This is a genomic window from Ignavibacteriota bacterium, assembly GCA_016713565.1.
Lineage (GTDB): Bacteria > Bacteroidota > Ignavibacteria > Ignavibacteriales > Melioribacteraceae.
Genome location: JADJOX010000007.1, coordinates 498416 through 523874 on the forward strand (window position 1 = coordinate 498416; position 25459 = coordinate 523874).

A 25459-nucleotide genomic window follows, 5' to 3' on the forward strand; every position below is an offset into this window, starting at 1 on the left:
ATATTTTCAGATTATTTTATTAAAAATAACTTATTTAAATGCTAAAAAAATATCTTCCCTTAATCTTAATAATAATTCTACAAAATAATTTATTTGCACAATTTAAAATTGATCAACTACCATCTGATATTGAGAATTTAAAAGATTCTTTGTTTTTGGGAATTTCAAAAACTAGATCAATTCAATATTTTAATAAGAATTGGAAAATATTTTTTGTAGATGAACCTGAAAAATTCAGCCAAGTTTCTTTTCCGCTTAAATTCACGTCAAAGAAAATCGTAATCTTTGAAAAAGAATTTTCAATTGCCGGCGATAAACTTACTAAAAATATTGTTCAACTTAATTTTCTCGGGCTAAATTATTCAGCGGAAATATTTTTAAACAACGCTACAATTTACAAACATGCCGGCGGCGAAATTCCGTTCGAAATTGAACTTCCCGAAAGCATATTAAATTATGATTCACCGAATACTTTACGAATTAAAATTCAATATGATTTAAATTCCGAAACAACAATTCCATTAATGCAGAGATTTTTATTTCCAACAAACTTCGGCGGAATATTTAGAGATGTTTACTTATCATTTAAACCTAAATTAGGCGTTAAAGATGTTACTTACAATTTAGTAAGAAATGGAAGCGGCGGTAATTTAAATTTTTCCGTATTTCTGCAGAACTTTTCTAAAATTAAAGTCGATTCAACAAATCCAAATTTTGATGGAAACTTTAAGATCCAAGCATCAATTAAATTTAATTTTGATACTTCTGCTGTTTACAACAATACTTGGAATATCAATTCGCAAACAAATAAATCTGAATTTTCCGTACCATTAGCCAAAATTGTAAATTGGAAACCCAATTCTCCAAAATCTTACATTGTTAAAATTATTCTTACCAATGGCAGCGGCGTTGTACTTGATGAATTATCTAAAAACATTGCTTTGGTTGATATTAAAAAATCCGAAAGAATGTTAAAAGTCGATGGCAATGATTTTTTAATAAATGGAGTAACATACATCCGCTCAAACTTAGCATCTATTTCCAGTTTTAGAAAAATTGAATTAGATATAAAGAAAATTAAAGAAGCCGGATTTAATACTGTCAGATTCAGTAAAACAATTCCCCACCCTTATGCTATTTACCTTTGTGAGAAATACGGGCTTTTCTCCTTAATTGAATTACCACTAAACTCTGTACCGGAAAAGTTTACATCAGATGTAAATTTTAGAAGCAGAGTAAGTTCGTTTTTAAACAGAGTTATTAAGTACTATGATAAATATAATACAGTTATTGGTTTAGGCGCCGGCGGTTCATTTATAAGATCATCTCAAACTCACGGCGAGTTTATTGTATATATAAATAAAATTATTAAATCTTCCTCGCCAGATAAATTAACATACGCTTCTTTCTTTGGTAATTACAGCAACAACATTATCGATGGTTTGGATTTATACGGAATTGAAGTTTACGGAGTAGAACCTTCAATTTTCTTTAACAATTATCTAGATAAGACAAGCGAAGATTCTTCATTTTATTTTATCAGTGAAGCTACTTATCCGACATACAATGGTGGTACTAACGGATATTTAAATGAAAATTCATACGAAGGACAGGCAAAATTTTTTGACGGAATAATTGATATTACTAACGAATCAAATCTTAAAGGATTTGTACTAAATTCTATGTTTGATTATCAAGGCGACTTTGCTCCTTTGTTTTCCGGCTACAGCAGCGTTGATAATTATGCAATTGGAATTCTGCCTCAAAATGTTGAAGATACAAGATTGAGTTTTAACGTTATAAAATCACGATTGAATAACGGCACAAAGACCTCAATCCCAATTGGAAACAGCAGCGACGATGCTCCGATAATTTTCATTATTGCCGCTTTATTGAATTCTATAATTATTGCTCTGCTAATTAACTCAAAAAGGAAATTTAGAGAAGATACAATGAGAGCTTTACTTCGTCCCTACAATTTTTATTCGGATATTAGGGATCAAAGAATTCTTAATGGATTTCATTCAAATATATTAATGTTTTTATTGTCAGGCTCTAATGCGTTATTGGTTTCAATTATTTTATACCACCTTAAATCCAATATTCTTTTCGAAAAAATTATTATTGCTTTCGGCAATTATAAATTAAGCTCAATTATTTCCTATTTAGCGTGGAATCCAATCGAATCATTTCTTTACATTTATGTTGCTACTATAATTTTATTTTTTGTTATCAGTATTCTTTTCCACTTATCATCATTTTTTGTAAAGAACAGAATCTTATTCTCTAGCGTATATTCGGTTGCAATATGGGCATTTTTACCAATGGCATTGCTTGTTCCAATTGAAACAATATTATATAAAATTCTGGAACTGAACTTGTATAATATTATCATATATTTCGTTTTATTTTTGTTTATTATCTGGATAATTCAAAGATTTTTAAAAGGGATTTACGTCATTTTTGATGTCAGACCATTTTTAGTTTATCTGTACAGTTACTTATTGATTATCATTATAGCAGTATCCGCAATTTTCTATTTACAATATTTTTCTAACACTATTGATTATATAACATTAGCGTTAAGACAATTTTCGCTGATATAGAGGAAAAATTATTTGCATCTATCCAAAGTTGAAATATTCGGTTTCAAATCATTTGCTAATAAAACAGTAGTTGATTTTACAAGAGGTATTACCGGAATTGTCGGTCCAAACGGCTGCGGCAAAACAAATATTGTTGATGCCATTAGATGGTGTTTGGGAGAACAAAAAAGCAGTACTTTAAGAAGTGATAAAATGGAAAATGTAATTTTTAATGGAACGAGGACCAAAAAACCAATGGGTATGGCTGAAGTTTCATTAACAATTATGAATGATAAAGGAATTTTGCCGACAGATTTTTCCGAAGTTACTATTACACGCAGAATATTTCGTTCAGGCGAAAGTGAATATTTGCTTAATAAAAATATTTGCCGATTAAAAGATATTACAAATCTTTTTATGGATACCGGAATGGGAACAAACGCCTATTCGGTTATTGAATTAAAAATGATTGAAACAATATTAAGCAACAAAGCTGAAGAACGTAGAAGAATGTTTGAAGAAGCCGCTGGCGTAAATAAATATAAGTTAAGAAGAAGACTTTCGCTTAATAAACTTGATGAAGTAAAAAAAGATTTAACTAGAGTAAATGATATTGTTTCTGAAGTTGATAAAAATGTTAAGTCATTAGAACGACAGGCAAAAAAAGCTGATAGATATAATCAGCTGCAGACAGAATTAAAAGAATTAGAACTTGGTTTGTCCGAAAGAGAATATTTTTTATTTACAAGTCAGCTTGAAAATTTTAGAAATGAATCTACAGTACTTCAAAACCAAAAAGAAGAAATTGATAATCAGCGAAGAGAGATTGAAGGAAAATTGATTGAACTTCGCCAGCAAATAAGTTCAGTTGAAAGTTCCTATCGCGAAAAATCAAATTTTATTTCTCAACTCACTGAAAAATTATTTACACTTAATAAAAATATTTCCGTTTCTCAAGAAAGAACAAAATCGCTAAATAATAATATCGAAAGATTTGAAAGAAATATAGAAGATTATATAATTGAAAAAGAAGACGCAGACGAAAATATAATAAATTATACGCAGAAAATAGATAAGATTACAATTGACCTAAACGATAAAGAAAAACTTGTTGCCGATAATAAAATTCTGCTCGATTCAAAAAGAACAGAATTACTGAAGAATAAAGAAATCTATAAATCAAAGTTTGATGAATTTAACAATTCGCAAAAAGAAATTACTTCTCTCGAAAATAAAATTTCAAACAATACAAAATCGGTTGAACAGCACAATCAGACTTTGTTGAAGCTGAATAATAACATTCAAAACATTACTTCCAATGTTGCTAAAAGCGTTGGTTATCTTGAGGATTTAGAAAATGAAAAAGCGCAAGTTGAATTAAAATTAAAAGAATCTGAACATGTTTATTCAAAAAATCTTCAAGAAAAAGAAAATTTAGAAAAAGAAATTTCTGAATTGCGCATTAAAGAATTTGACGAGAAAAGTAAGATAAATAATGTTAAGAATAAAATTGAGTTCTTTCAAAATTTAATAAATAATTTAGAAGGCGTTTCTAAAGGTTCAAAAGCTTTAATTGAAAGCGAAGGCTGGACGACAAAGATAAATTCATCCTTGCGGATGTTGGGCTTCCCAAAGAAGAATATAGATCTGTTGTTGAAACAATTTTGAAAAATGTTTTAAATAATATTATTATTGTAAATTTTGATGAATTGAAATCGACAATTAATTATCTAAAAAAAAATCCGTTGGGAAAAGCTTACTTTTTATTGAAAGAAAATACTTCGGAAAAAGGGCTGTTAAAAAAAATCAACAGTTATTCAATTTCCAGAAAAATAAAAAAGATTGAAAAGACCGATGATTTTATAAGCTGGACAGATAACCTTATTGAAGTTGAACCAAAATGGAAAGAATTCTTCAGCAAAAGCTTAGAGAAAACCGCAATTGTAAAATCATTGGAAAGCGCATTCAACTTAATAAAAATTTATCCCGATTTTAATTTTATTACTTTGGATGGCGATTACATTACTAATAATGGTATTGTAGAAGCCGGTTCGGCGGATAATTTGGAAGATTCACTTTTCGGTAGAAGAAAATTACTTGAAGAGCTTAAAAATGAATATCCGAAGTTAGAAAATAGTCTGCTTTCTTTAAGAAACATCATAGATGGAAAAGAAGAAAGCGCTTCAAAAATAAATTTGAAAGTTATTTCGGATCAAGGAAAAATTCTCATAAACGAAATTAACAATATTGAAAAGCAAATTTCTCAATTGGAATACGAAAAGAGTAAAGCTGCCAACGATATTGAAAATATTCAAAATGATATCCAGGAAAACGTTTCCGAATTAAATTCAACCGAAACCGAATTGACAAATTTTATATCGTTATTTGAAGTTAAGAAAAATGAAATAGAAAATTTTCGAAATGAGCTGAATGATTTTGAAGGAATTCTAAATACGGAAGAAGATGATTTTTCAAAATTCCAAAGCGAATACAATTCGTTGCGTATTGAGCTTGAAAGATTAAAAGGCGAAAATAAAAATTTAAATAACCTACTTAACAAAGCCCGTGAAACCAGCGAATCACTTTCCAAAACAATTGAAAAACTTCATAAAGAAATTGAAAATTCGAAAAATGAAATTACTTCTATTGAATCAGCAATAGAAGATTCTCAACTTGAGCACGATGAAATTAATTCTGATAAAATTACAAACTCCGAAGCATTGGTAAAAATTGAACAGGAACTTATTTCAAAGAAAAATATTTCTAGTGAACTTGAACACAATTTGAACTCCGTTAGAAATGAAAGACAAAATATTTCGGATAGAATTCATCATATTCAAGTAAAGGAAAATGAAATTTCTATAAGACTTGAAAATCTTGTAAATCATATTAAAGATGAATATGCCGTTCAGCTTGAAAGAAAAGAATTTGAGGATATTGAAACTTATAACTTCAACTCAATTTCTGCGGAAGTTCATTCATTCAAAGAAAAATTGAAAAACCTGGGTCCAATAAATCTTTTAGCTTATTCAGAGTATGAAGAAGAAAACGAAAGACTTAAATTTTTAGAACAGCAAAGAACCGATCTTGTTAATTCCGAAAAAGATTTGATAAATACTATCAAGGAAATTAATGAAAGCGCGGAAAAAGTTTTTATGGAAACATTTTCGGTAATTAAAGATAATTTCATAAAAATATTTCAGTCAGTTTTTAATCCAGGAGATGAAGCTGATTTAATTCTTGAAGAAGGTGTCGATCCTTTAGAAGCAAAAATAGAAATTATCGCAAAACCTAAAGGTAAACGTCCAACCGGAATAGAACTTTTATCCGGAGGAGAAAAAACACTTACCGCTACAGCATTATTATTTGCGATCTATTTAGTTAAACCAAGTCCGTTTTGTATAATGGATGAAGTTGACGCTCCACTTGATGATGCAAACATTGATCGATTTACAAAATTGCTGAAAGATTTCAGCGATAATACTCAGTTTATTATTGTTACGCATAACAAAAGAACAATGGAAGCCGCGGAAAATATGTACGGAGTTACAATTCAAGAAGAAGGAATTTCAAAATTAGTTGGAGTTCAATTTAACCAAGAAATAAGTGTATCGGCTTAATGCAATTTGATGTAAGAAATAAATTTAATATATATATTGATTTTGACGGCACAATTACAAACATAGACGTTGGAGAACAAATGTTTGTAAAATTCGGTGATCCGGAAAAATGTAAAAATGTTATTGATGAATGGGTTGATGGAAAAACAAGTTCCAGAACTGTTTGGATAGAACTTTGTAAAACTGTTTCTGATTTTAATGAAAATGATTTTGATAAATTTATTGATGAAGTTGAACTGGATCCATACTTTTTGGAATTTATTGAATATTGTAAATCAAACAATTTTGCGGTCACAATTTTGAGCGATGGTTTAGATTATTATATAAATAAAATTGCGTCAAAAAATAAATTTGATGATTTAAAGATTTTTTCAAATACTTTGAAAGTTGAAAAGGATAAACAGCTGGTTCCATCATTTCCTTTCGGAGATGAAGAATGCAGCAATTGCGCAAACTGTAAAAGAAATCATATTTTGAATTCGTCACGCGATGATGAAATAAATATTTATATCGGCGACGGATATTCTGATACTTGTGCGGCTCAGTACTGCGATTATATTTTTGCGAAAAGATCATTGTTGAAATATTGTGAAAAAAATCGCATACCGTATTATCCGTTCAACAATTTTTCAGATGTAAAAAAAATAGTCGAACAATTATCAGCAAAAAGAAAAATTAAAAAAAGACATCAAGCATCACTCAAACGACGAGATGCGTATATGCAAGGGTAACAATGAATAAAAAATTAGGGAAATTTCTTTTTAAGAATCGAAGCTATACACCGATACCATTTGTAATATTAATGATCATATTTCAAAACGCAAATTTGGCAAGCATAATTATTGGATTGATGATAGTATTAACCGGCGAATTTTTCAGATACTGGGGAGTTGTTTACGCTGGAAGCGCGACAAGAACTACATCTGGAGTTGGAGCAAATCAGTTAATTGTAAGCGGAGCTTTTGCGCATTTAAGAAATCCACTTTATTTAGGCAATATACTAATTTATCTGGGATTCGGAGTTATGTCCATGGCTTTATTTCCCTACCTTCAAATTATCGCATTGCTTTTTTTTGTTTTTCAATACCATTTAATAATCGCGGAAGAGGAAGAATTTCTGTTAAAAACTTTTGGCAAAAAATATGAAGATTATAAAGCTGCAGTTCCAAAATTATTTCCCAGTATTTCAGCTTATAAATCCGATGATTCTAAAAATCAGCCATTAAAAATGCATGCCGGTTTGAAATCAGAAAGAAGAACTCTGCAGGCAATTATTGTTATATCTTTAATAATTATTTTGACATTTATTTTTAGTTAATGTGAATAAAAAAATTATGATTATCGCTGGTGAAGCATCAGGAGATTTGCATGGTTCATCTTTAATTGATGAACTCTTAAAAATTGATCCGACATTAGAAATTTCCGGAATAGGCGGCGATAAAATGATAAATAGCGGACTGAAAAAACTACATCATATTAAGGAAATGTCATTCTTGGGTTTTGTGGAAGTAATTAAGCATTTACCGTTTATTAAAAAAGTAAAGTCAGATCTTATTGAACATTTAAAATCAGAAAATATAAAAACCGCGGTTCTTATTGACTATCCCGGTTTCAACTTGAGCATAGCAAAAAGTTTTAAAGCACTTGGTGTTAAAAACATATATTATATTTCTCCTCAAATCTGGGCATGGGGAAAAGGCAGAATAAAAAAAATTAAAAAGTTGATCACCCGAATGATAGTTTTGTTTCCTTTTGAAAAAAAAATGTATGACGAATTTGAAATTCATTCGGATTTTGTGGGACATCCATTGATCAGCAAAATTGAAAACTATAATTTTTTGGATAAAGATTCGCTGTTTGGAAAATATAATTTTGACCCTTCTAAAGAATTATTGGTTATACTGCCAGGAAGCAGAAAGCAGGAAATTGAAATGTTCTTTACAGATCTGTTTCAAGGGGCAAAGAAAATTTCACAAGAATTTAATTTACAAATTGCCATTGCTTGTGCTGATAATATTGATGAGAATTTTATCGGCTCATTTATGCCGAATGAAAATTTCTTTTTAATAAAAAATGATACTTATAATTTACTGAAACATGCGAGTTTTGCAATTGTAAAATCCGGTACATCTACGCTTGAAACTGCAATAATTGGCACTCCTTTTATTGTAGTGTATAAAACAAATTTTTTAACATACTTGATTGTTAAGAGTTTGATCAAAATCAATAACATTGCACTCGTTAATATTGTAGCCGGTAAAACGGTCGTTAAAGAATTAATTCAAAATGATGTTAATTCTGAGAACATATTTAATCAAATAAAAGAAATTTTAAGCAGCACGGAAAATTTAAATAATTTAAAAAGTGAACTTAATTCGGTTAAACGCAATCTGCATACGGAAGGCAATCCAAGTAAAAAAGCAGCTGAAATAATTTACTCGGAATTAAATGCAATTTAAAAGTATTAGAAAAAGTTCTTTGAATTTTATTGGAAATCATTTTGCCGAATTTGCGATCAGGCTTCTTTGTCATTCTTTAAGTATTGTAGAGACTAATAAGGAAGTTTTATTAGATCTTAAAAATGAAAACCGGAATTTTATTCTCGCGTTTTGGCATGGTAAAATGTTAATACCATGGTTTATGTTTAAGGACTCAAATGCTTCCGCAATTGTTAGCACGAGCAAAGATGGCGGTATTCTAACAAATATATTGAAAAAATGGAATTACAATGTTCAGCGCGGATCAAGCAGTAAAGGCGGAAAGGAAGTTCTGGAAAATTTGTTGGCGGAAGCTGAAAATAAAAAAAATATTCTTATTACTCCCGATGGTCCGAAAGGTCCTATTTATAAAATGAAAGCGGGCGCGGTTATAGTTGCAAAAAAAAGGGGAATTCCAATTGTTCTTGCTGGTGTTTATAATTATAAAAAAATAAAATTAAAGAGCTGGGATCATTTTGAAATACCTTGGTTCTTTAGTAAATCAACTATAAAATATTCACAGCCTTATTTTGTTGATAATGAATTATCCTATGAAGAAACGGATAGTATGATAAAATTTATTGAATCAGAATTAATACAATTAGAAAATAACTTGGAGAACGCGGCTTGAAATTTATTCGCATAATGCTCTCTCCATTGACAATTTTATACAAATTCATTATTGAAATTAGAAATAAACTATTTGATAGGAACATTTTTAAACAAACAAAAGTTGATTGCAAAGTTGTTTCAGTTGGTAATATAACCGTTGGCGGATCGGGAAAAACTCCATTTGTAATAATGTTAACAAAATATTTAAAGAGCAAAAATAATAAAGTCGGCGTATTAAGCCGCGGCTATGGAAGAAATAGCAAAGGCTACCATTTGGTTTCAAAAAATGGAGAGCCTCTGTTAAATGTAAGTCAATCCGGCGATGAGATCCTGCTAATTTCAAATGAATGTAAAGTATCAACTGCCGTAAGTGAAAAACGTGTTGAAGGTGCACAAAAATTTCTTAAAGACGTTGAATTGAAAACAATAATCCTTGATGACGCTTTTCAGCACAGATGGATTAAAAGAGATTTAGACGTTGTTATAATTGATCAAAAATTTTTAAGCAACGTTAATGATATTGAGCAAAATATACTTCCGCTTGGAAATATGAGAGAACCTTTTGATTCGTTAAATAGAGCCGACATAGTTATTATCAACAGAAAATTTTCGCCTAAAATAAATATCCCGACAAAATTGAAAAATTATTTTTTAAATAAAGATGTCTTTTACTCTTTCTATAAAGCTGAAGGCATATATGATGTAAAGAATAATAAAAAATATTCAATTGCCGAATTTGAAGGTCAAAAAAGTCTTGTTGTATGCGGTATTGCAAGACCATTTTCATTTCTTAGAGTTCTTGAAGAAAATAACATAAATATTAAAAATAAATTGATCTTTACTGATCACAAAAATTATACTTTAAAGGAAATTGAACAGATAAGAAAAGAATTTTATTCAACCAATTCGTACTCTGTTTTAACAACTCAAAAAGATGCAGTAAAGTTAATGGAGTTCAACAAAGAGTTAGATGATATTGATATTTATTTTCTCAAAATTGAGTTGCTAATGGAAGATGAGGAAAACTTTTTCACAATTATAGATAAACAAATTTTTAACTAATTATTCTACAATAATAGATTCGAGGAAAAACAATGGCAAAGAAACAAAACTCAAAATTCGTTTATTTCTTCGGTGGTAAAAAAGCTGATGGAAAAGCTGAAATGAAAGCTTTACTTGGCGGAAAAGGTGCTAACCTTGCCGAAATGGTTAACATCGGCTTACCGGTTCCAGCCGGCTTCACAATAACAACCGAAGTATGTACTTATTATTACGACAATAAGAAAAAATATCCAAAAGAATTGGAAAAACAAGTTCTTGATAATTTAGCAAAAATAGAAAAAGAAATGGGCGCTAAATTCGGTGATAAGACTAACCCATTATTATTATCTGTAAGAAGCGGCGCTAGAGCATCAATGCCAGGAATGATGGATACTATATTAAACTTAGGCTTAAATGATACTACAGTAGAAGCTTTAATTGCCCGTACAAATAATCCAAGATTCGCATATGATTCTTACAGAAGATTCGTTCAAATGTACGGCGATGTTGTTTTAGGATTAAAACCAAAAGACAAACATGATCATGATCCATTTGAAGTAATTCTAGATAAAAAGAAAACAGATAACAATATTACTAAAGACACTGATCTAACTGCTGAACAATTAAAAGAATTAGTTGCCGAATTTAAAGCTGAAATTAAAAAAATTACTGGATATGATTTCCCAACAGATCCTATGAAACAATTATGGGGAGCTATTGGCGCTGTATTCAGTTCATGGATGAACGAAAGAGCAATAGTTTACAGAAAATTAAACAGCATTCCAGCAAGTTGGGGAACCGCAGTTAATGTTCAATCAATGGTATTTGGTAACATGGGTGAAGACTCCGGTACCGGTGTTGCTTTCACACGAGATCCTGCTTCAGGTGAAAACTTATTTTATGGAGAATATTTATTTAATGCTCAGGGCGAAGATGTTGTTGCCGGAATTAGAACTCCTCACAAAATTGAAGAATTGAAAAAAGACAATGCAAAAGTTTATAAACAATTAGATGATATTAGAAAGAAATTAGAAAAACATTATAAAGATATGATGGATATTGAATTTACAATTCAGCAAGGTAAGTTATGGATGCTTCAAGCAAGAGTTGGAAAACGTACCGGTTTTGCCGCTGTTCAAATTGCGGTTGATATGGTTAGAGAAAAATTAATTTCTAAAAATGAAGCTTTATTAAGAATTGACCCTGAACAATTAAATCAATTATTACGACCAATATTTGATACAAAACAAAAAACACAAGCAATTGCTCAAGGCAAATTATTGGCAAAAGGTTTGAATGCGGGTCCTGGCGCAGCTGCAGGTAAAATTGCTTTCTCGGCTCAAGATGCGGAAGAGATGGCTAAAAAAGGCGATAAAGTAATACTTGTTAGAATTGAAACTTCACCCGAAGATATAAAAGGAATGAATGCAAGTGAAGGTATTTTAACGGCAAAAGGCGGAATGACTTCACACGCCGCATTGGTAGCCAGACAAATGGGTAAAGTATGCGTTGCCGGATGCGGAGCTTTGGAAATCGATTATAAAAAAGGAACATTGAAAGTTGCCAATTCTGATTTAGTTGTTAAAGAAGGTGAATATATTTCTATCGATGGTTCAACTGGTGAAGTTATTCAAGGAGAAATTCAAACGAAACCATCAGAAGTCGTTCAAGTATTAATTACAAAAGAATTGGATCCAAAAGATTCAAAAGTTTTTAAAACTTACAAAGATTTAATGAGCTGGGCTGATGCAGCAAGAACACTTGGAATTAGAACCAATGCCGATCAACCTGATCAATCGGCAAATGCAATTGCATTTGGCGCAGAAGGAATTGGATTGTGCAGAACCGAGCACATGTTCTTTGGTGGCGATAGAATTCTTGCTGTTAGAGAAATGATACTTGCTGAAACCGAAGCAGGAAGAAAGAAAGCTCTTGAAAAATTATTACCTCTTCAAAGAAAAGACTTTACAGAAATTTTTGAAGTTATGAAAGGTAAACCTGTTACAATAAGAACTCTTGATCCTCCGCTGCACGAATTTTTACCTCATTCAGAAAAAGAACAAAAAGAAGTTGCGGATGCATTGAATGTAACAGTAGAAAAACTAAAAACTAAAATGGAATCATTGGCGGAATTTAACCCAATGCTTGGATTCAGAGGATGCCGTTTGGGAATCAGTTATCCTGAAATTACGGAAATGCAGGCCCGCGCTATATTTGAAGCCGCAGTTGACGTGGCTAAAAAAGGCATAAAAGTTAAACCTGAAATTATGATCCCGTTGGTTGCTACTCTTGAAGAATTAAAACTTCAGGAAGCAATTGTAAGAAAAGTAGCTGCTGATGTATTCAAAGAAAAAGGTAAAAAAGTTGAGTATTTAGTCGGAACAATGATCGAACTTCCAAGAGCTGCGTTGATTGCCGATGAAATTGCAAAAGTTGCACAGTTCTTCAGCTTTGGAACAAACGACTTAACTCAAACAACTTTTGGTTTATCTAGAGATGACGCCGGTAAGTTCTTGCCTCTCTATGTTGATAGAGAAATTTTACCACGCGATCCATTCGAAAGTATAGATCAAAACGGTGTTGGTCAATTAGTTCAAATAGGAACACAAAAAGGAAGAAAAGTTAATAAATCTCTTAAAGTTGGAATTTGCGGCGAACACGGCGGCGAACCTGAATCTGTAGAATTCTTCCATAGAACAGGTTTAAATTATGTTAGCTGTTCACCTTTTAGAGTTCCAATTGCAAGACTTGCAGCGGCAAGAGCGGCATTACGAAAATAAACTAAATAATAAAACCAAGTTTATTTTTATAAACTTGGTTTTCTTTGTCTTGGCAAATTCTTCAAATTGCATTTAAGAATGAGCCATATTAAAAGATAATAGGAGAATAAATGAAATTATCTGATTTCAAATATACTTTACCTAAAACTTCAATTGCTAAATTTCCCGTTAAACCAAGAGATAACGCAAAGCTAATGGTTTTTAAACGGGAAACTACTAACGTTGACCACAAAAAATTCAAAGACGTTGCCGATTATATGGAAAAGGGCGACGTATTAGTCGTTAACAACACTAAAGTAATGCAGGCAAGACTATTCGGTCAAAAAGAAAGAACAAATGCAAAAATTGAAGTTTTTGTGTTACGCGAATTAAACAAGGAAGAAAAAATATGGGATGTTATTGTTGATCCCGCAAGAAAAGTTAGAATAGGTAATAGAATTTATTTTAATGATAAATTATGGTGTGAAGTTATTGATAACACAACATCGCGCGGAAGAACTGTTAGAATAAATTATGAGGGTGATGATATTTTTAAAGCAATTGAAAAAATCGGACAAACTCCCCTTCCGCCTTATATAAAAAGACCAACGGAAAAATCAGATAGAGAAGATTATCAAACTTTATTTGCAGAAACAGATGGTTCTGTTGCTGCGCCAACCGCAGGCTTGCACTTTACACCTGAATTGATAAAGAAAATTAAGAAAAAAGGCGTGGGCATTGTTCCTGTTACTCTCCATATTGGATTAGGAACTTTTAGACCGGTTGAAGTTGAAGACTTAACAAAACACAAAATGGATTCTGAATATTTTGATATTCCGGATGAAACCGCTAAAACAATAAACGAAGCATTAAAAGCCAAGAAGAATATTTTTGTAGTTGGAACAAGCGCAACTCGAGCATTGGAAAGCAGCGTAACCGCTGAGGGTTTTGTTAAACCTAATTTCGGATGGACTGATAAATTTATTTTTCCGCCATATGATTTTAAAATAACTAAAAAGTTGATCACCAATTTTCACCAGCCTGAATCTACTTTGTTAATGCTGGCAGCTGCCTTTGGCGGTTATGATGAAGTAATGAAAAATTACAAAAAAGCATTAAAGGAAAAATATAGATTCTTAAGTTACGGTGACGCGATGCTGATTTTATAATGAGCAAAATTGCAATAATTCCATCTGCCGGAAGCGGCTCAAGATTTAATTCCCCAATTCCAAAACAATATGTTAAGGTTTTGGGGAAAGAGCTTATCGTCCACACTATCTCCGTATTTCAAAATTCAAATGAAATTGATGAAATAATTATTCCGGCTGATACGAATTATTTTGATCTGCTCAACAAACTAAAAAACAAATATAATCTTAACAAAATTACTAAGATCATTGAAGGTGGGAAAGAACGGCAAGATTCAGTTTATAACGGCTTAAAAGCAAAGCTATTCAATGACAATGATCTGATTCTTGTCCATGATGCCGCGAGACCTTTACTATCTCAAGACTTATTAAAAGCATCTTTAAAAGAAGCCGAAAAATTCGATAGTGTTGTTGTTGCGATTAAAGCCCGTGATACTTTGATCTCAGGTAACGAATTTGTGGAGAAATATGAAGACAGATCAAAAATTTTTTATGCTCAAACTCCGCAAATTTTCAGATATAATATTTTGCTTAAATCATTTGAATTTGCATTAAAACATAAATTTATTGCAACAGATGAATCTATGATAGTTAAAAATGCCGGTTACAAAGTAAAAATTGTTAACGGAGATTTTACAAATTTTAAGATAACTGAAAGCGGTGATTTAATTATTTTGGAAAAATTGCTTAATAAATAATTTTCAATTCTGCTAATTTTTTCTGTTAATTTTATCATTGAAAATAATTCGATAATTCAATATTTTGGATAAAATTTTGAGGAGAATATGCCAAATCTTCTGTTTATAATTGTTTTATCTTATTTAGTAGGTTCAATCCCGACTAGCATTATTCTGTCAAAACTTATTAAAGGCGTTGATATACGTAATTTCGGCAGTGGAAATGCCGGAGGAACAAATGTATCCAGAGTTCTTGGAAAAAAATATGGAATTTTAACAATTCTTCTCGACGCGCTTAAAGGCGTAATCGCCGTAATTTTTGTTTCTAGACTTTATTTAGGCGATTTCCCGTTTCCTAATAATACACCTTTTGATGATTTTACTTTAGTACAAATTATTGCAGGTATTTCTGCAGTAATTGGACATATTTGGACGATCTTTGCCGGATTTAAAGGCGGTAAAGGTATTGCTACCGGATTAGGTGTTTTAGTTTCTATCGTAACTTTAGATATGATTATGGCTTTAGGGGTTTTCATTATTGTTGTATATTTTTCTAAATATATTTCTTTGGCATCCATATCTGCTGCAGTTTCTGTACCTCTTATTATGATAATTAGAGAAAATATATTTGGCGTTGATATTCCAAGTTATCATAATATATTGCCTTTTGTTATTGCGTTGGCATTACTCGTTATATATACACATAGATCAAATGTAGAAAGATTATTAAACGGTAACGAAAATAAAATATCCCTCTTCAAAAAAAAGAATAAATAATAATGCGAATTTCTGTTTTAGGAGCCGGCAGCTGGGGAACGGCTCTTTCAATTATTCTTCAATCCAATGGTCACGATGTTACTCTGTGGGAATATAAAAGAGGTTATTATAAAACATTAAAAAAATCTCGTGAGAATAAAATTTATCTCCCCAAAATTAAAATTCCTCATGAAATTGAAATTACAAATTCGCTTAGTGATGCTTGCAATGATCAACATATGATTGTGTTGGCTGTTCCTTCTCAATTTATTAGAAACGTATTGAAGAATATAAAAAGTTTTAATTTTGGCAATACAACATTTATAAGTGTCGCAAAAGGAATTGAACAAAAATCTTTATTTACAGTTTCACAAATTATTAAAGATGAAATTCCAAAAGTTGAATCAAAAAATATTGGTGTTCTTTCAGGCCCGAGTCATGCTGAAGAAGTAGCGTTGAAAATTCCAACTGCGGTTGTATCCGCGTCAAGCGATTTGGAAACGGCGCAGCAAATACAAGCCGCATTTATGACATCATATTTCAGAGTTTATCATTCCACTGATATTATTGGAGTTGAGCTCGGCGGTGCTTTAAAAAATGTTATAGCTATTGGAGCCGGAATGGTTGACGGCGCTAAATTCGGCGATAATACCAAAGCCGCTATTATGACGCGAGGTATTGCTGAAATTTCAAGAATTGGAATTGAAATGGGCGCAAGACCTGAAACATTTGCCGGACTTTCAGGTGTTGGCGATTTAATTGTTACTTGCATGAGTAAACACAGCAGAAATAGATATGTCGGCGAACAAATTGGAGCCGGAAGAAAATTGAAATCTATCTTAAGTTCAATGCAGATGGTTGCCGAAGGTGTCGCTACATGCCAATCTACTTATGAATTGGCTAGAAAACATGACGTGGCAACTCCTATTGTTGACGCAGTTTACAGCGCGCTCTTTTTAGATAAAGATCCAAGAAAAGCGACTTATGAACTAATGGCAAGAGACATGAAATCTGAACATTAATTTTTTTTATAACTTTCCTACCAATGATATGCATACCAAACAAATATCAGATTCAATTCAATTTTTAAGCGGCGTAGGACCAAAGCGGACTGAATCTTTTAATCAGCTTGGTATTAAAACAATTGAAAATATTTTATTTTATTTTCCAACCAAATATTTAGACAGATCAAAAATTTTCAGCGCGGTTAAAGTTTCACAATTAGTTATTAACGGCTTTGACGGCGAAGTAACGATTGTTGGAAAAGTTTTAGATACTGAAATGATAAATTACGGAAAGAAACAAATTTTTAAAGTAATTTTTAAAGATAACAGCGGTCTGTTTGAAGGCGTTTGGTTTAAAGGTATAAAATATTTTAAAACATATTTTAAAGTTGATGAATATTATGCCGTTTCCTCCAAACCAATTTTAACTAAATACGGCAATCTTCAATTCACACATCCAGATTTTGATAAGTTCAGCATTGATGAAACTAACGATTTTATCAATACCGGTAAGATAATTCCATATTACTCTATACCCAAAGAATTAAAAAATAAAAACATCGGTGATATTGGTCTAAGAAAAATAATTAAGCATGCGCTGGATGAATATAGGGAAATGATATCCGAAACACTTCCGGCAGAATTGATCTCTAAAAACAATTTATTATCATTAAAAGAATCAGTTCAAAATATTCACTTCCCAGATAATATGGAAATGCTTGAACAAGCTAAAAGCAGATTTAAATATGAAGAATTATTTTATATCGAATCACTCGTTGCGCTTAAAAAATATAAATTTGTGAATAATTTTAAAGGCATACAATTTTCACTTCATTCTGATATAATAAAAAATTTTCATTCATCTCTTCCTTTTGAACTGACAAAAGATCAGCTTAAAGTTTTAAGCGAAATTAAAAGTGATATGACAAGTTCTAAACCAATGAACCGTTTATTGCAGGGAGACGTTGGAAGCGGAAAGACCATCGTTGCTGTTATTGCAATGCTTATTGCCGTAAGCAATAATTACCAAGCGATAATAATGGCACCGACAGAAATATTAGCGCAGCAGCATTTCATAAACATTAGTGAATTATTAAGAAATTTAAATGTTGATGTTGAACTACTAATCGGAAGCACAAAAAAAAATGAAAGACAAAATATTCTTGAATCAATTAAAAATGGAAAATGTAAAATTATAATTGGGACACACGCGCTAATTGAAGAAAATGTAGAATTTAAAAATGTTGGGTTAATTATTATTGATGAACAGCATAGATTTGGCGTCGCTCATCGAGGCAAACTAATAAGCAAAGGTGTTTCGCCGGATGTTTTAATTATGACCGCGACTCCAATACCAAGAACATTAACGATGACATTATACGGTGATTTAGATTTATCAATAATAAGTGAGATGCCTAAAAATAGAATCCCGATTAAAACAGTTTTAAGAGGAGAAGAAAGTTTACCTGAAATTTATAAATTTATTATTGATAAAAATAAAGAAGGATATCAATCATTTATTGTTTTTCCGCTTGTTGAAGAATCTGAAAAAATAGATTTGAAAGCGGCGGAAGTTTATTATGAAAAATTAAAATCAACTTATCTTCAAAATCTAAAATTAGGATTAATGCACGGAAGAATGAACTGGAAAGAAAAAGATGAAACCATGCACCGATTCAAAAACAAAGATTTTGATGTTCTAATTTCAACAACTGTGATCGAAGTAGGAATCGATATTCCAAACGCGAACATTATAATAATAAACGACGCGGAAAGATTTGGATTATCTCAACTGCACCAACTAAGAGGAAGAGTTGGCAGAAGCAACATCCAAGCTTATTGTATTTTGGTTACTAAAAATGAACTTTCGGCTAAAACAAGAAATTTCAATTTTAATTTTGAATATTTGTCAAAAGCTCAAATAGAATTTCACAAATCTAAAATAAGATTAAACGCGATGGTGAAATATTCCAGCGGGTTTGAATTATCTGAAGTCGATCTGAAATTAAGGGGACCGGGTGATATTTTTGGTAAAATGCAAAGCGGTTTTCCTAATCTGGTTTTTGCCGATTTAACAACCGATCAGGAAATATTAATAAACGCAAAAAATGACGCATTTACAATAATTGAAAAAGACCACAATTTAAATAATGCGCACAACTATATGATCAAGAAAAAGCTTAAAGATTACTATTCGGAAAATTTGAGATATGCTGCAATAGGATAAAAATTATTCCACAATGTTTAATAAATCCATTTCTAAAGTTTCTTCGGGAGTTTCAACAATTCTGCCAATTTCTTCATCATTTTCATAAATTATAAATGTAGGAACAAGTTCAATTTCCAAATCTTCGGTTTCGTTCGCAATTCCATTTTTGGTTCTATCTACATTAATCAATTTCAAATTATCATCGCAAAAACCAATGTTATCCAATACTTTTAAAAATCTTGGAACTTCCCTTCTGCTGTCACTGCACCATGTACCCAAAACAATTGTAATTTTTTTATCAACAATTTTTGGCATTAGTTCTTTAGCGGCTGAGGAATCAACGTTATAATTATCATATTCTTCGTTAAACCAAATTTTGAAATTCAGATCATGATATGCGTCTCTGGAGGTAATACCGATCAGCATTGGATTATTTGTTTTGGGATCTTCAATTAATTTTGATTCTTGTCCAAAAAGAATAACTGAAATAAAAAATAATAAAATGATTTTCATATATAAAATTTTAATTGTTAATTGTTATTGTTTCTTATATCAAGTCCCCAATAAAGTTTTTTCCTAAGAATTTCAAAATAACGTTTATGAATATTGTGAACTAAATTTAAATCATATTCACTTTTTACTATTTCGATTACCGCAGAAGTTTTTAAGTAGCTGACTCTTTGACCGTCACAAATAACTTGCACATTTTGATACGGCGAAAATGCCTTAATTACAACTTTTTGATCACTTGAAATTACTAATGGGCGCATGGTTAATGTATGCGGTGAAATTGGACTTAATGTAATTGCTTGAGTTCTGGGATTAACTATTGGTCCACCGGTTGAAAGTGAATATCCGGTTGAACCGGTTGGAGTAGAAATTATAATTCCGTCCGCCGAAAAAGTACTTACGTATTCATTATCCACCTCAATTGTAATTTCAATCATTTTAGGATATTTACCGCGATCAATTACAATATCGTTTACGGCATAAAATGTATCTGATTCTTCAGATAAACATTTTCCCTGAAGCGTAATTCTTTTTTCAATTATTAAATTACCTTTTGTTAGATTGGTAATTACTTCATCAATTCTATCAGTATCGTATTCGGCTAAAAATCCAAGTTTGCCGAAATTAACACCAATCAAAGGTGTTTGAGTTAATCTGGCATGAAAAGCCGTATTAAGCAAAGTACCGTCGCCGCCTATTGAAATAATAACATCACAATTTTGAGATAAGATTTCGTCTTTGATTAACTTTATGTTTTTCCAATCAATTTCAGAATTATTTTCCGATTTAAGAACGGAATCACTAACAACGAAACTGATTTCTGCTGAAATTAATTTTCTTATTAATTCTTTAAGAAAAGGAATGATTTCTTTTTTTTGAAAATTAGTTGTTATCCCAACAATCATTTTAATGTCTTTTTTTTATAAATTTTACATTTCAAAATTTTATTCCAAATTCCTGAACTGAAGTTCATACAGTTTTCTATATAAACCTTTTTCATCATTAAGCAATTCTTGATGATTTCCCTGCTGAACTATTTTGCCTTTATCTAAAACTAAAATTCTGTTTGCGTTTCTAATTGTACTTAATCTATGAGCAATAACAAATGTTGTTCTATCGGCCATAAGTCTTTCAATTGCTTCCTGCACAAGCATTTCAGATTCATTATCCAAAGCCGAAGTCGCTTCATCAAAAATCATTATCGGCGGATTTTTTAATAATGCACGCGCGATTGATAATCTTTGCCGCTGTCCTCCTGATATTTTTGTTCCATGCTCGCCAATTATTGTGTCATAACCATGCGGCATTTCCAAAATAAAATTATGCGCGTTTGCAATTTTTGCCGCTTCCACAACCTTTTCAAATGGAAAATTTTCCAATCCATACGCGATGTTGCTTGTAACCGTTTCGTTAAATAATACGGTTTCCTGTGTAACTATTCCCATTAATTTACGCAGACTTTCTAATGAAACTTCTTTTGTATCTATTCCATCAATTAAAATTTGACCTGATGTAGGATCATAAAATCTCGGAATTAAATCAACAAATGTAGTTTTTCCCGCACCGCTTCCGCCAACCAAAGCAATTATTTCACCTTTATTTACTTTTAACGAAATGTTATCCAATATTAGTTCATCCGAATCGTCATATTTAAAGTACATATTCTTAAATTCTATACCTTGTGTAAAACTTCCAATGGTTTTTGCGTTTTTTATATTTTTGATTTTTGGTTCGGTATCAATAACTTCAAAAATTCTATCGCCCGCTGCTATAGCTTCTTGAATTCGATTATTTACAGTTGCCAAAGTTTTCATCGGAGGAATCATTTGAAAAACAGCAAGCAAAAATCCTAAAAATTCACTCGCCTTCATTGATTTATCGATTAGCACCAAAACTCCGCCGTAATAGATGATAACAACTCCGACCAATACTGCAATAAATTCTGTGCTGGGTGAAGATATTGATTGGATTCGTATTTTCTTTATTGCCGTTTTAAAGTAATTATTTGTAAAGTTCATAAACTTTTTATTTTCATAAGCTTCCATTCCGAACGCTTTTACAATTTTAACACCGGAAATAGACTCCTGTAATATCGCGGTTATATTTCCCATTTCTCTTTGCAACTGTTTTGTCTGCCTTCGTAATTTAATACCAATTGTGCCAATAATCGCGCCGGAAACCGGAAGTATTACAAGTGAAACCAAAAACAATTTCCAACTAATGGAAATTGCGATTCCCATGAAAACAATTATTGTTACTGGTTCCCTGAATAAACTTAGAAATACAATTGAAAAGCTGTTTTGAACAACGTTTACGTCATTAGTAATTCTTGAAATTAAATCGCCTGTTCTTTCGTTTTTGAAGTAACTCATCGGCAATTTATGCAAATGATTATAAGCAGTATCTCTTATTCTTTTTATTGCTCCCTGCTGAACATATGACAAAAAATAATCCTGCAGATAATCAAATATTCCTTTGGCAAAAAAAGCTATAATAATAAGTAAGCAAATTTTAAGAAGAATTTGAGTTATTCCTCCGTCGAAAATAAAATTATGAAATGCTAATGAAATTGTATTGATGAAATCCGTAATAAATTGAGGAACGAAACTATTTTTGATATTTTCATTTATTGAATTTACTTTTGGTACTGTTTCGGATTGGTTAAATAAAGTATCCAACAACGGGATTGTCAAATATACCGAAGCACCGTGCATCAACGAATATAAAAAAGTAAATAATACGGCTAAAATAAGGTGTTTCCAAAACGGAAGGACAAAAGTTAATATACGCCTGTATGTGTTCAAATTTATTTAAGAATTAATGAATAATATGTAAAAATAGTCATTGCTTAATCTGTAATCAAATTGAATAATTATTATGTTTCTGTGATGAATAGATCAAATTAATTTTTATTATTGTTAAGTTCAATTAAATAAATAATCTAATATAAATGAAAATTGATATTGTTTTTACTTGGGTTGATGGTTCCGATAAAAATTGGCTGGAAAAAAGAAATTTTCAGGCGAAAAAAGCCGGGAAAATTTTAAATAGTTCAATCAGCGAAGCACTTTTTACAGACAACGATGAATTAAAATATTCATTAAGATCAATAAATGAATATGCTCCGTGGATAAATAACATTTTTATTGTAACCGATAACCAAATTCCTAAATGGTTGAATACAAATAATCCAAAGATAAATATTATTGATCATTCCGATATAATTGACAAAGAATTTTTACCTACTTTCAACTCATGTGTTATAGAAAACCATCTTCATAAAATAAAAAAACTTTCGGAACATTTTTTATATTTCAATGATGATATGTTTTTGGGAAACATAACTGAGGTAAATGATTTTTTTTCATCCACCGGAAAACCTCGTGTTTTTGTTTCCGAACTTATTCCTGTTCCGAATAAAAAACTGATTGATATTAACCTTAGACCAATTGAAAAAAGAAATTCATACCAATATAATATGGTAAATTGCAGAAAATTAATTTTTGAGAAGTTTGGTAAAATTACTTACAGAAGTATCAGACACAGCGTAAAACCATTCTCGAAATCGAATTTAACTGAATTGGAAAATATATTAACTGAAAAAGTTAATGAAACAAATAAAAATAAATTCAGAACAAATGACGATATAATTTTGACTTACTTATTTGAATTTTATTCTATTGTAAGTAAAAACGGTATGCCAAAGTATTTAATGACTACTGATACTAATAAAGGTTTCTATAATTTATTGAATAAAATTTATAAAAAATTTACATTTGGATTTATCAATATGCATGAAAAAGACGCGGAGGAACACTTGATGAGAATTAAATCGGCAAAGCCATTTACATTTTGTATAAACCAAACTCCTGAAACACCTGCGGATAATTTGCCAAAATTAAAATTATTTTTTGAAGATTATTTTCCGAAGAAATCACCTTACGAAATTTAAGTTTTAAACTTTCTCCAAATATTTCATTATTATATTTGCAGCTCTTTCCCCGGCTTTCCCATCTAATTTATAAAACAAAATTTGATTTGCCTTTTGTCTCTCATCGGCTTTTAAATTTGGATTCTGTAAATAGGAATTAATTGCATCATAAATTTCATCAAAATTTTCTATTTGAACGCTTATCTTTTTTATTAGTTCTACAACTTCAGGAATTGCTCTATCGGAAGAAGGAACTTTGAAGCTAATAATCGGTTTATTAAAAGCACAAAATTCTCCCATGAGTGAATTGTAATCCCCGACAAAATAATCCGCAATCATTAAATATGGAGTTATATCAAAATCTTCCAAATAAAATGCATTTTTTACTTCTTTTAATTTGGTAAGATAATTTTTTGCAGTCCAAGTATGAGCGGTTAATAAAATATTGTATTTGTCGGTTAACGTATGTACTTTATCAATCCATTTATGAATTTGGGATAATCCGTCAACATTCCAAGTGGAAGTAAAAATAATAGTTTTTTTATTTGGATCAATTTTTACTTTTCTTTTTATTAATTCCAAATATTCTTTGTCATATACTCCATTAAAAGCGTTATCTAATTTGGGATAACCAACAGCCACTGTTGAATTTATTCCTCTTGCTTTAGCTTTGTTAACTTGGTCTTGGCTTGATACAAAATAAGTATTAAACCCATTATAATTTTTTGATGATGTCCATCTTTTAAATTGATACAATCCATGATCGAATCCAATCTTCACAATTTGTTCAACCGGAAATTTATAATGCTCATGTCTTCCCATTATAACCACCTTTGGAAAAACCGGCATTGTTTTATATTCAATTTTTTTTTCTCTCAAATAATCTTTAGTCTTTTTATTCTTTGCAATAACGGTAATTTTCAATAGATATTTTTGAATCGGAAGGAACATTTCGTAATCAAGCGGATCGGCGCAGTAAAATATAATTTCTTCTAATTTAAAGATTTTTTTTAAATGCCAAATAAATTTATACGGATACTTATACAGATAATATGAAAATACCATATTTATTCTACTGTAAATTTTAATTTAATTTCATTCAAAACAATGCTTGGCTCAATTAGTTTCATACAATTATGGTGACCTAACGGACAAGAATTTGATCCGTGACTGCTGCATGGACGGCAATCTAAATCAATTTCCATAACTTTGTCATTTTCTCTAAATGGAAAATATCCAATCTTTTTTACAGTTGGACCGAAAAAAACTATCACATCGGTTTTAACAGCATTTGCAATATGCATTGCTCCGCTGTCATTGCAAATCAAAACGTCACATTTTTCAACAACCGCGGCAGATTCCAACAATGATAATTTTCCGGCAAGATTGATAGAATTTATTACGGGTGAAACTTCTTCGCATAAATCAATTTCATCTTTGCTGCCTATGAATATTATTCCAAATCCTAATTTTGTTAATTCTTCCGCTAATGTTTTGTAGTGTTCTTTAAGCCATCTTTTTGTGAACCAATTTGAACCAGGAGCAATTGCGACTAATTTGACTTCTTGAGAAATATTATTAGACTTTTTAAAATCCAAAAGAATATTTTCAGCTTTTTGCTTCATTTCATTTGAAGGAAATAATTCCGTTTGAATTGAAAATTTTTCATCTGAAAACGGCGAGAGCAAAAATAAATTTTTCTCAATTTTATATACATTCTGCAAATGCGGAATTCGTTTTGTTAAAAACCATCTCGCTATCCATCTATCAAAACCAATTCTAATTTTAACAAAACCCAAATAAACTAAAAGAACAGAAGTCAGCGAACTATGCGGCAGTATTGCGATGTCATATTTATTGGAATATATTTTCTTTAATATCCGTAAAAACGACTTTAACTTACTTTCCTTTTTATTGAAAATAATTATTGAATTTATATTTGGATTATTCTCTAAAATATTTGCTGTTTGAGGTATCGCAATTATATCAAGTAGAGCATTTGGGAACAGCTCTTTTGCGGCTTTAATCAATGGCGTAATAAGAATTACATCGCCAATAAACGCGGTTTGAATTAGTAAAATTCGCTTTATACTTTTTTTATCTTCTTCGCTTGGTAATAATTTCGGCATT

18 protein-coding genes and 1 pseudogene are annotated in these 25459 nt (G+C 30.8%); 14 read left to right on the forward strand and 5 right to left on the reverse strand.

Annotated elements, in window-relative coordinates; genetic code table 11:
• Window positions 1-38 precede the first annotated feature (38 nt).
• The 13 genes and pseudogenes from IPK06_09355 to recG all read left to right on the forward strand — a co-directional run bounded on the left by IPK06_09355 (window position 39) and on the right by recG (window position 18906).
• Complete coding sequence (locus IPK06_09355) at window positions 39-2606, forward strand: hypothetical protein (protein ID MBK7980187.1); 2568 nt, start codon at window positions 39-41, stop codon at window positions 2604-2606.
• Window positions 2607-2618: 12 nt separating this feature from the next.
• Window positions 2619-6205: pseudogene (gene smc, locus IPK06_09360) on the forward strand (chromosome segregation protein SMC).
• On the forward strand, window positions 6205-6936 hold the full coding sequence (locus IPK06_09365) for an MtnX-like HAD-IB family phosphatase (GenBank protein MBK7980188.1): 732 nt from the start codon (window positions 6205-6207) through the stop codon (window positions 6934-6936). Before smc ends, IPK06_09365 begins: the two are co-directional and overlap by 1 nt.
• 2 nt (window positions 6937-6938) lie before the next feature.
• Complete coding sequence (locus IPK06_09370) at window positions 6939-7523, forward strand: isoprenylcysteine carboxylmethyltransferase family protein (GenBank protein MBK7980189.1); 585 nt, start codon at window positions 6939-6941, stop codon at window positions 7521-7523.
• A gap of 1 nt (window position 7524) precedes the next feature.
• The gene (gene lpxB, locus IPK06_09375; GenBank protein MBK7980190.1) at window positions 7525-8664 is read left to right on the forward strand and encodes a lipid-A-disaccharide synthase; all 1140 of its coding nucleotides are present in this window, start codon (window positions 7525-7527) and stop codon (window positions 8662-8664) included.
• Window positions 8654-9313, forward strand: a complete 660-nt coding sequence (locus tag IPK06_09380; GenBank protein MBK7980191.1) for a lysophospholipid acyltransferase family protein — start codon at window positions 8654-8656, stop codon at window positions 9311-9313. The genes lpxB and IPK06_09380 overlap by 11 nt, the downstream gene beginning before the upstream one ends.
• A complete protein-coding gene (gene lpxK / locus IPK06_09385; protein ID MBK7980192.1) occupies window positions 9310-10356 on the forward strand; it encodes a tetraacyldisaccharide 4'-kinase in 1047 nt (348 codons plus the stop codon). Before IPK06_09380 ends, lpxK begins: the two co-directional genes overlap by 4 nt.
• Before the next feature lie 32 nt (window positions 10357-10388).
• Window positions 10389-13115, forward strand: coding sequence for a pyruvate, phosphate dikinase (locus tag IPK06_09390; GenBank protein MBK7980193.1), 2727 nt, complete (start codon window positions 10389-10391; stop codon window positions 13113-13115).
• Between the two features lie 110 nt (window positions 13116-13225).
• Complete coding sequence (gene queA, locus IPK06_09395) at window positions 13226-14263, forward strand: tRNA preQ1(34) S-adenosylmethionine ribosyltransferase-isomerase QueA (GenBank protein MBK7980194.1); 1038 nt, start codon at window positions 13226-13228, stop codon at window positions 14261-14263.
• The gene (ispD, locus tag IPK06_09400) at window positions 14263-14940 is read left to right on the forward strand and encodes a 2-C-methyl-D-erythritol 4-phosphate cytidylyltransferase (protein ID MBK7980195.1); all 678 of its coding nucleotides are present in this window, start codon (window positions 14263-14265) and stop codon (window positions 14938-14940) included. The genes queA and ispD overlap by 1 nt, the downstream gene beginning before the upstream one ends.
• Before the next feature lie 87 nt (window positions 14941-15027).
• On the forward strand, window positions 15028-15696 hold the full coding sequence (gene plsY / locus IPK06_09405; GenBank protein ID MBK7980196.1) for a glycerol-3-phosphate 1-O-acyltransferase PlsY: 669 nt from the start codon (window positions 15028-15030) through the stop codon (window positions 15694-15696).
• Between the two features lie 2 nt (window positions 15697-15698).
• Window positions 15699-16697: an NAD(P)H-dependent glycerol-3-phosphate dehydrogenase gene (locus IPK06_09410; GenBank protein MBK7980197.1), complete on the forward strand. Its 999-nt coding sequence runs from the start codon at window positions 15699-15701 to the stop codon at window positions 16695-16697.
• Between the two features lie 28 nt (window positions 16698-16725).
• Window positions 16726-18906, forward strand: coding sequence for an ATP-dependent DNA helicase RecG (recG, locus tag IPK06_09415; protein ID MBK7980198.1), 2181 nt, complete (start codon window positions 16726-16728; stop codon window positions 18904-18906).
• 3 nt (window positions 18907-18909) lie between these two features.
• Here the strand turns inward: recG and IPK06_09420 are convergent, their stop codons facing one another.
• The 3 genes from IPK06_09420 to IPK06_09430 are packed head-to-tail and all read right to left on the reverse strand — an operon-like array spanning window position 18910 to window position 22202.
• A complete protein-coding gene (locus IPK06_09420; GenBank protein MBK7980199.1) occupies window positions 18910-19401 on the reverse strand; it encodes a thioredoxin family protein in 492 nt (163 codons plus the stop codon).
• Between the two features lie 17 nt (window positions 19402-19418).
• Window positions 19419-20303 carry an NAD(+)/NADH kinase gene (locus IPK06_09425; protein MBK7980200.1) on the reverse strand — a complete coding sequence of 295 codons (885 nt, stop codon included), beginning with the start codon at window positions 20301-20303 and terminating at the stop codon, window positions 19419-19421.
• 39 nt (window positions 20304-20342) lie between these two features.
• Complete coding sequence (locus tag IPK06_09430; GenBank protein ID MBK7980201.1) at window positions 20343-22202, reverse strand: ABC transporter ATP-binding protein; 1860 nt, start codon at window positions 22200-22202, stop codon at window positions 20343-20345.
• Window positions 22203-22348: 146 nt separating this feature from the next.
• Here IPK06_09430 and IPK06_09435 point away from each other — a divergent pair, with 146 nt between their 5' ends.
• Window positions 22349-23350, forward strand: coding sequence for a Stealth CR1 domain-containing protein (locus IPK06_09435; protein MBK7980202.1), 1002 nt, complete (start codon window positions 22349-22351; stop codon window positions 23348-23350).
• A 3-nt stretch (window positions 23351-23353) separates the two neighbouring features.
• Here the strand turns inward: IPK06_09435 and IPK06_09440 are convergent, their stop codons facing one another.
• Both IPK06_09440 and waaF read right to left on the reverse strand, forming a co-directional pair.
• Window positions 23354-24394, reverse strand: a complete 1041-nt coding sequence (locus IPK06_09440; GenBank protein ID MBK7980203.1) for a CDP-glycerol glycerophosphotransferase family protein — start codon at window positions 24392-24394, stop codon at window positions 23354-23356.
• Window positions 24395-24396: 2 nt separating this feature from the next.
• The gene (gene waaF, locus IPK06_09445; GenBank protein MBK7980204.1) at window positions 24397-25458 is read right to left on the reverse strand and encodes a lipopolysaccharide heptosyltransferase II; all 1062 of its coding nucleotides are present in this window, start codon (window positions 25456-25458) and stop codon (window positions 24397-24399) included.
• Window position 25459: the final 1 nt, after the last annotated feature.

What these genes read in the sequence shown, in the direction of transcription:
- IPK06_09355 (MBK7980187.1), top strand. Translation starts at nt 39, where the DNA reads ATGCTAAAAAAATATCTTCCCTTAATCTTAATAATAATTCTACAAAAT.
- IPK06_09365 (MBK7980188.1), top strand. Translation starts at nt 6,205, where the DNA reads ATGCAATTTGATGTAAGAAATAAATTTAATATATATATTGATTTTGAC.
- IPK06_09370 (MBK7980189.1), top strand. Translation starts at nt 6,939, where the DNA reads ATGAATAAAAAATTAGGGAAATTTCTTTTTAAGAATCGAAGCTATACA.
- IPK06_09380 (MBK7980191.1), top strand. Translation starts at nt 8,654, where the DNA reads ATGCAATTTAAAAGTATTAGAAAAAGTTCTTTGAATTTTATTGGAAAT.
- IPK06_09390 (MBK7980193.1), top strand. Translation starts at nt 10,389, where the DNA reads ATGGCAAAGAAACAAAACTCAAAATTCGTTTATTTCTTCGGTGGTAAA.
- queA (MBK7980194.1), top strand. Translation starts at nt 13,226, where the DNA reads ATGAAATTATCTGATTTCAAATATACTTTACCTAAAACTTCAATTGCT.
- ispD (MBK7980195.1), top strand. Translation starts at nt 14,263, where the DNA reads ATGAGCAAAATTGCAATAATTCCATCTGCCGGAAGCGGCTCAAGATTT.
- plsY (MBK7980196.1), top strand. Translation starts at nt 15,028, where the DNA reads ATGCCAAATCTTCTGTTTATAATTGTTTTATCTTATTTAGTAGGTTCA.
- IPK06_09410 (MBK7980197.1), top strand. Translation starts at nt 15,699, where the DNA reads ATGCGAATTTCTGTTTTAGGAGCCGGCAGCTGGGGAACGGCTCTTTCA.
- recG (MBK7980198.1), top strand. Translation starts at nt 16,726, where the DNA reads ATGCATACCAAACAAATATCAGATTCAATTCAATTTTTAAGCGGCGTA.
- IPK06_09420 (MBK7980199.1), bottom strand. Translation starts at nt 19,401, where the DNA reads ATGAAAATCATTTTATTATTTTTTATTTCAGTTATTCTTTTTGGACAA.
- IPK06_09425 (MBK7980200.1), bottom strand. Translation starts at nt 20,303, where the DNA reads ATGATTGTTGGGATAACAACTAATTTTCAAAAAAAAGAAATCATTCCT.
- IPK06_09435 (MBK7980202.1), top strand. Translation starts at nt 22,349, where the DNA reads ATGAAAATTGATATTGTTTTTACTTGGGTTGATGGTTCCGATAAAAAT.
- IPK06_09440 (MBK7980203.1), bottom strand. Translation starts at nt 24,394, where the DNA reads ATGGTATTTTCATATTATCTGTATAAGTATCCGTATAAATTTATTTGG.
- waaF (MBK7980204.1), bottom strand. Translation starts at nt 25,458, where the DNA reads ATGCCGAAATTATTACCAAGCGAAGAAGATAAAAAAAGTATAAAGCGA.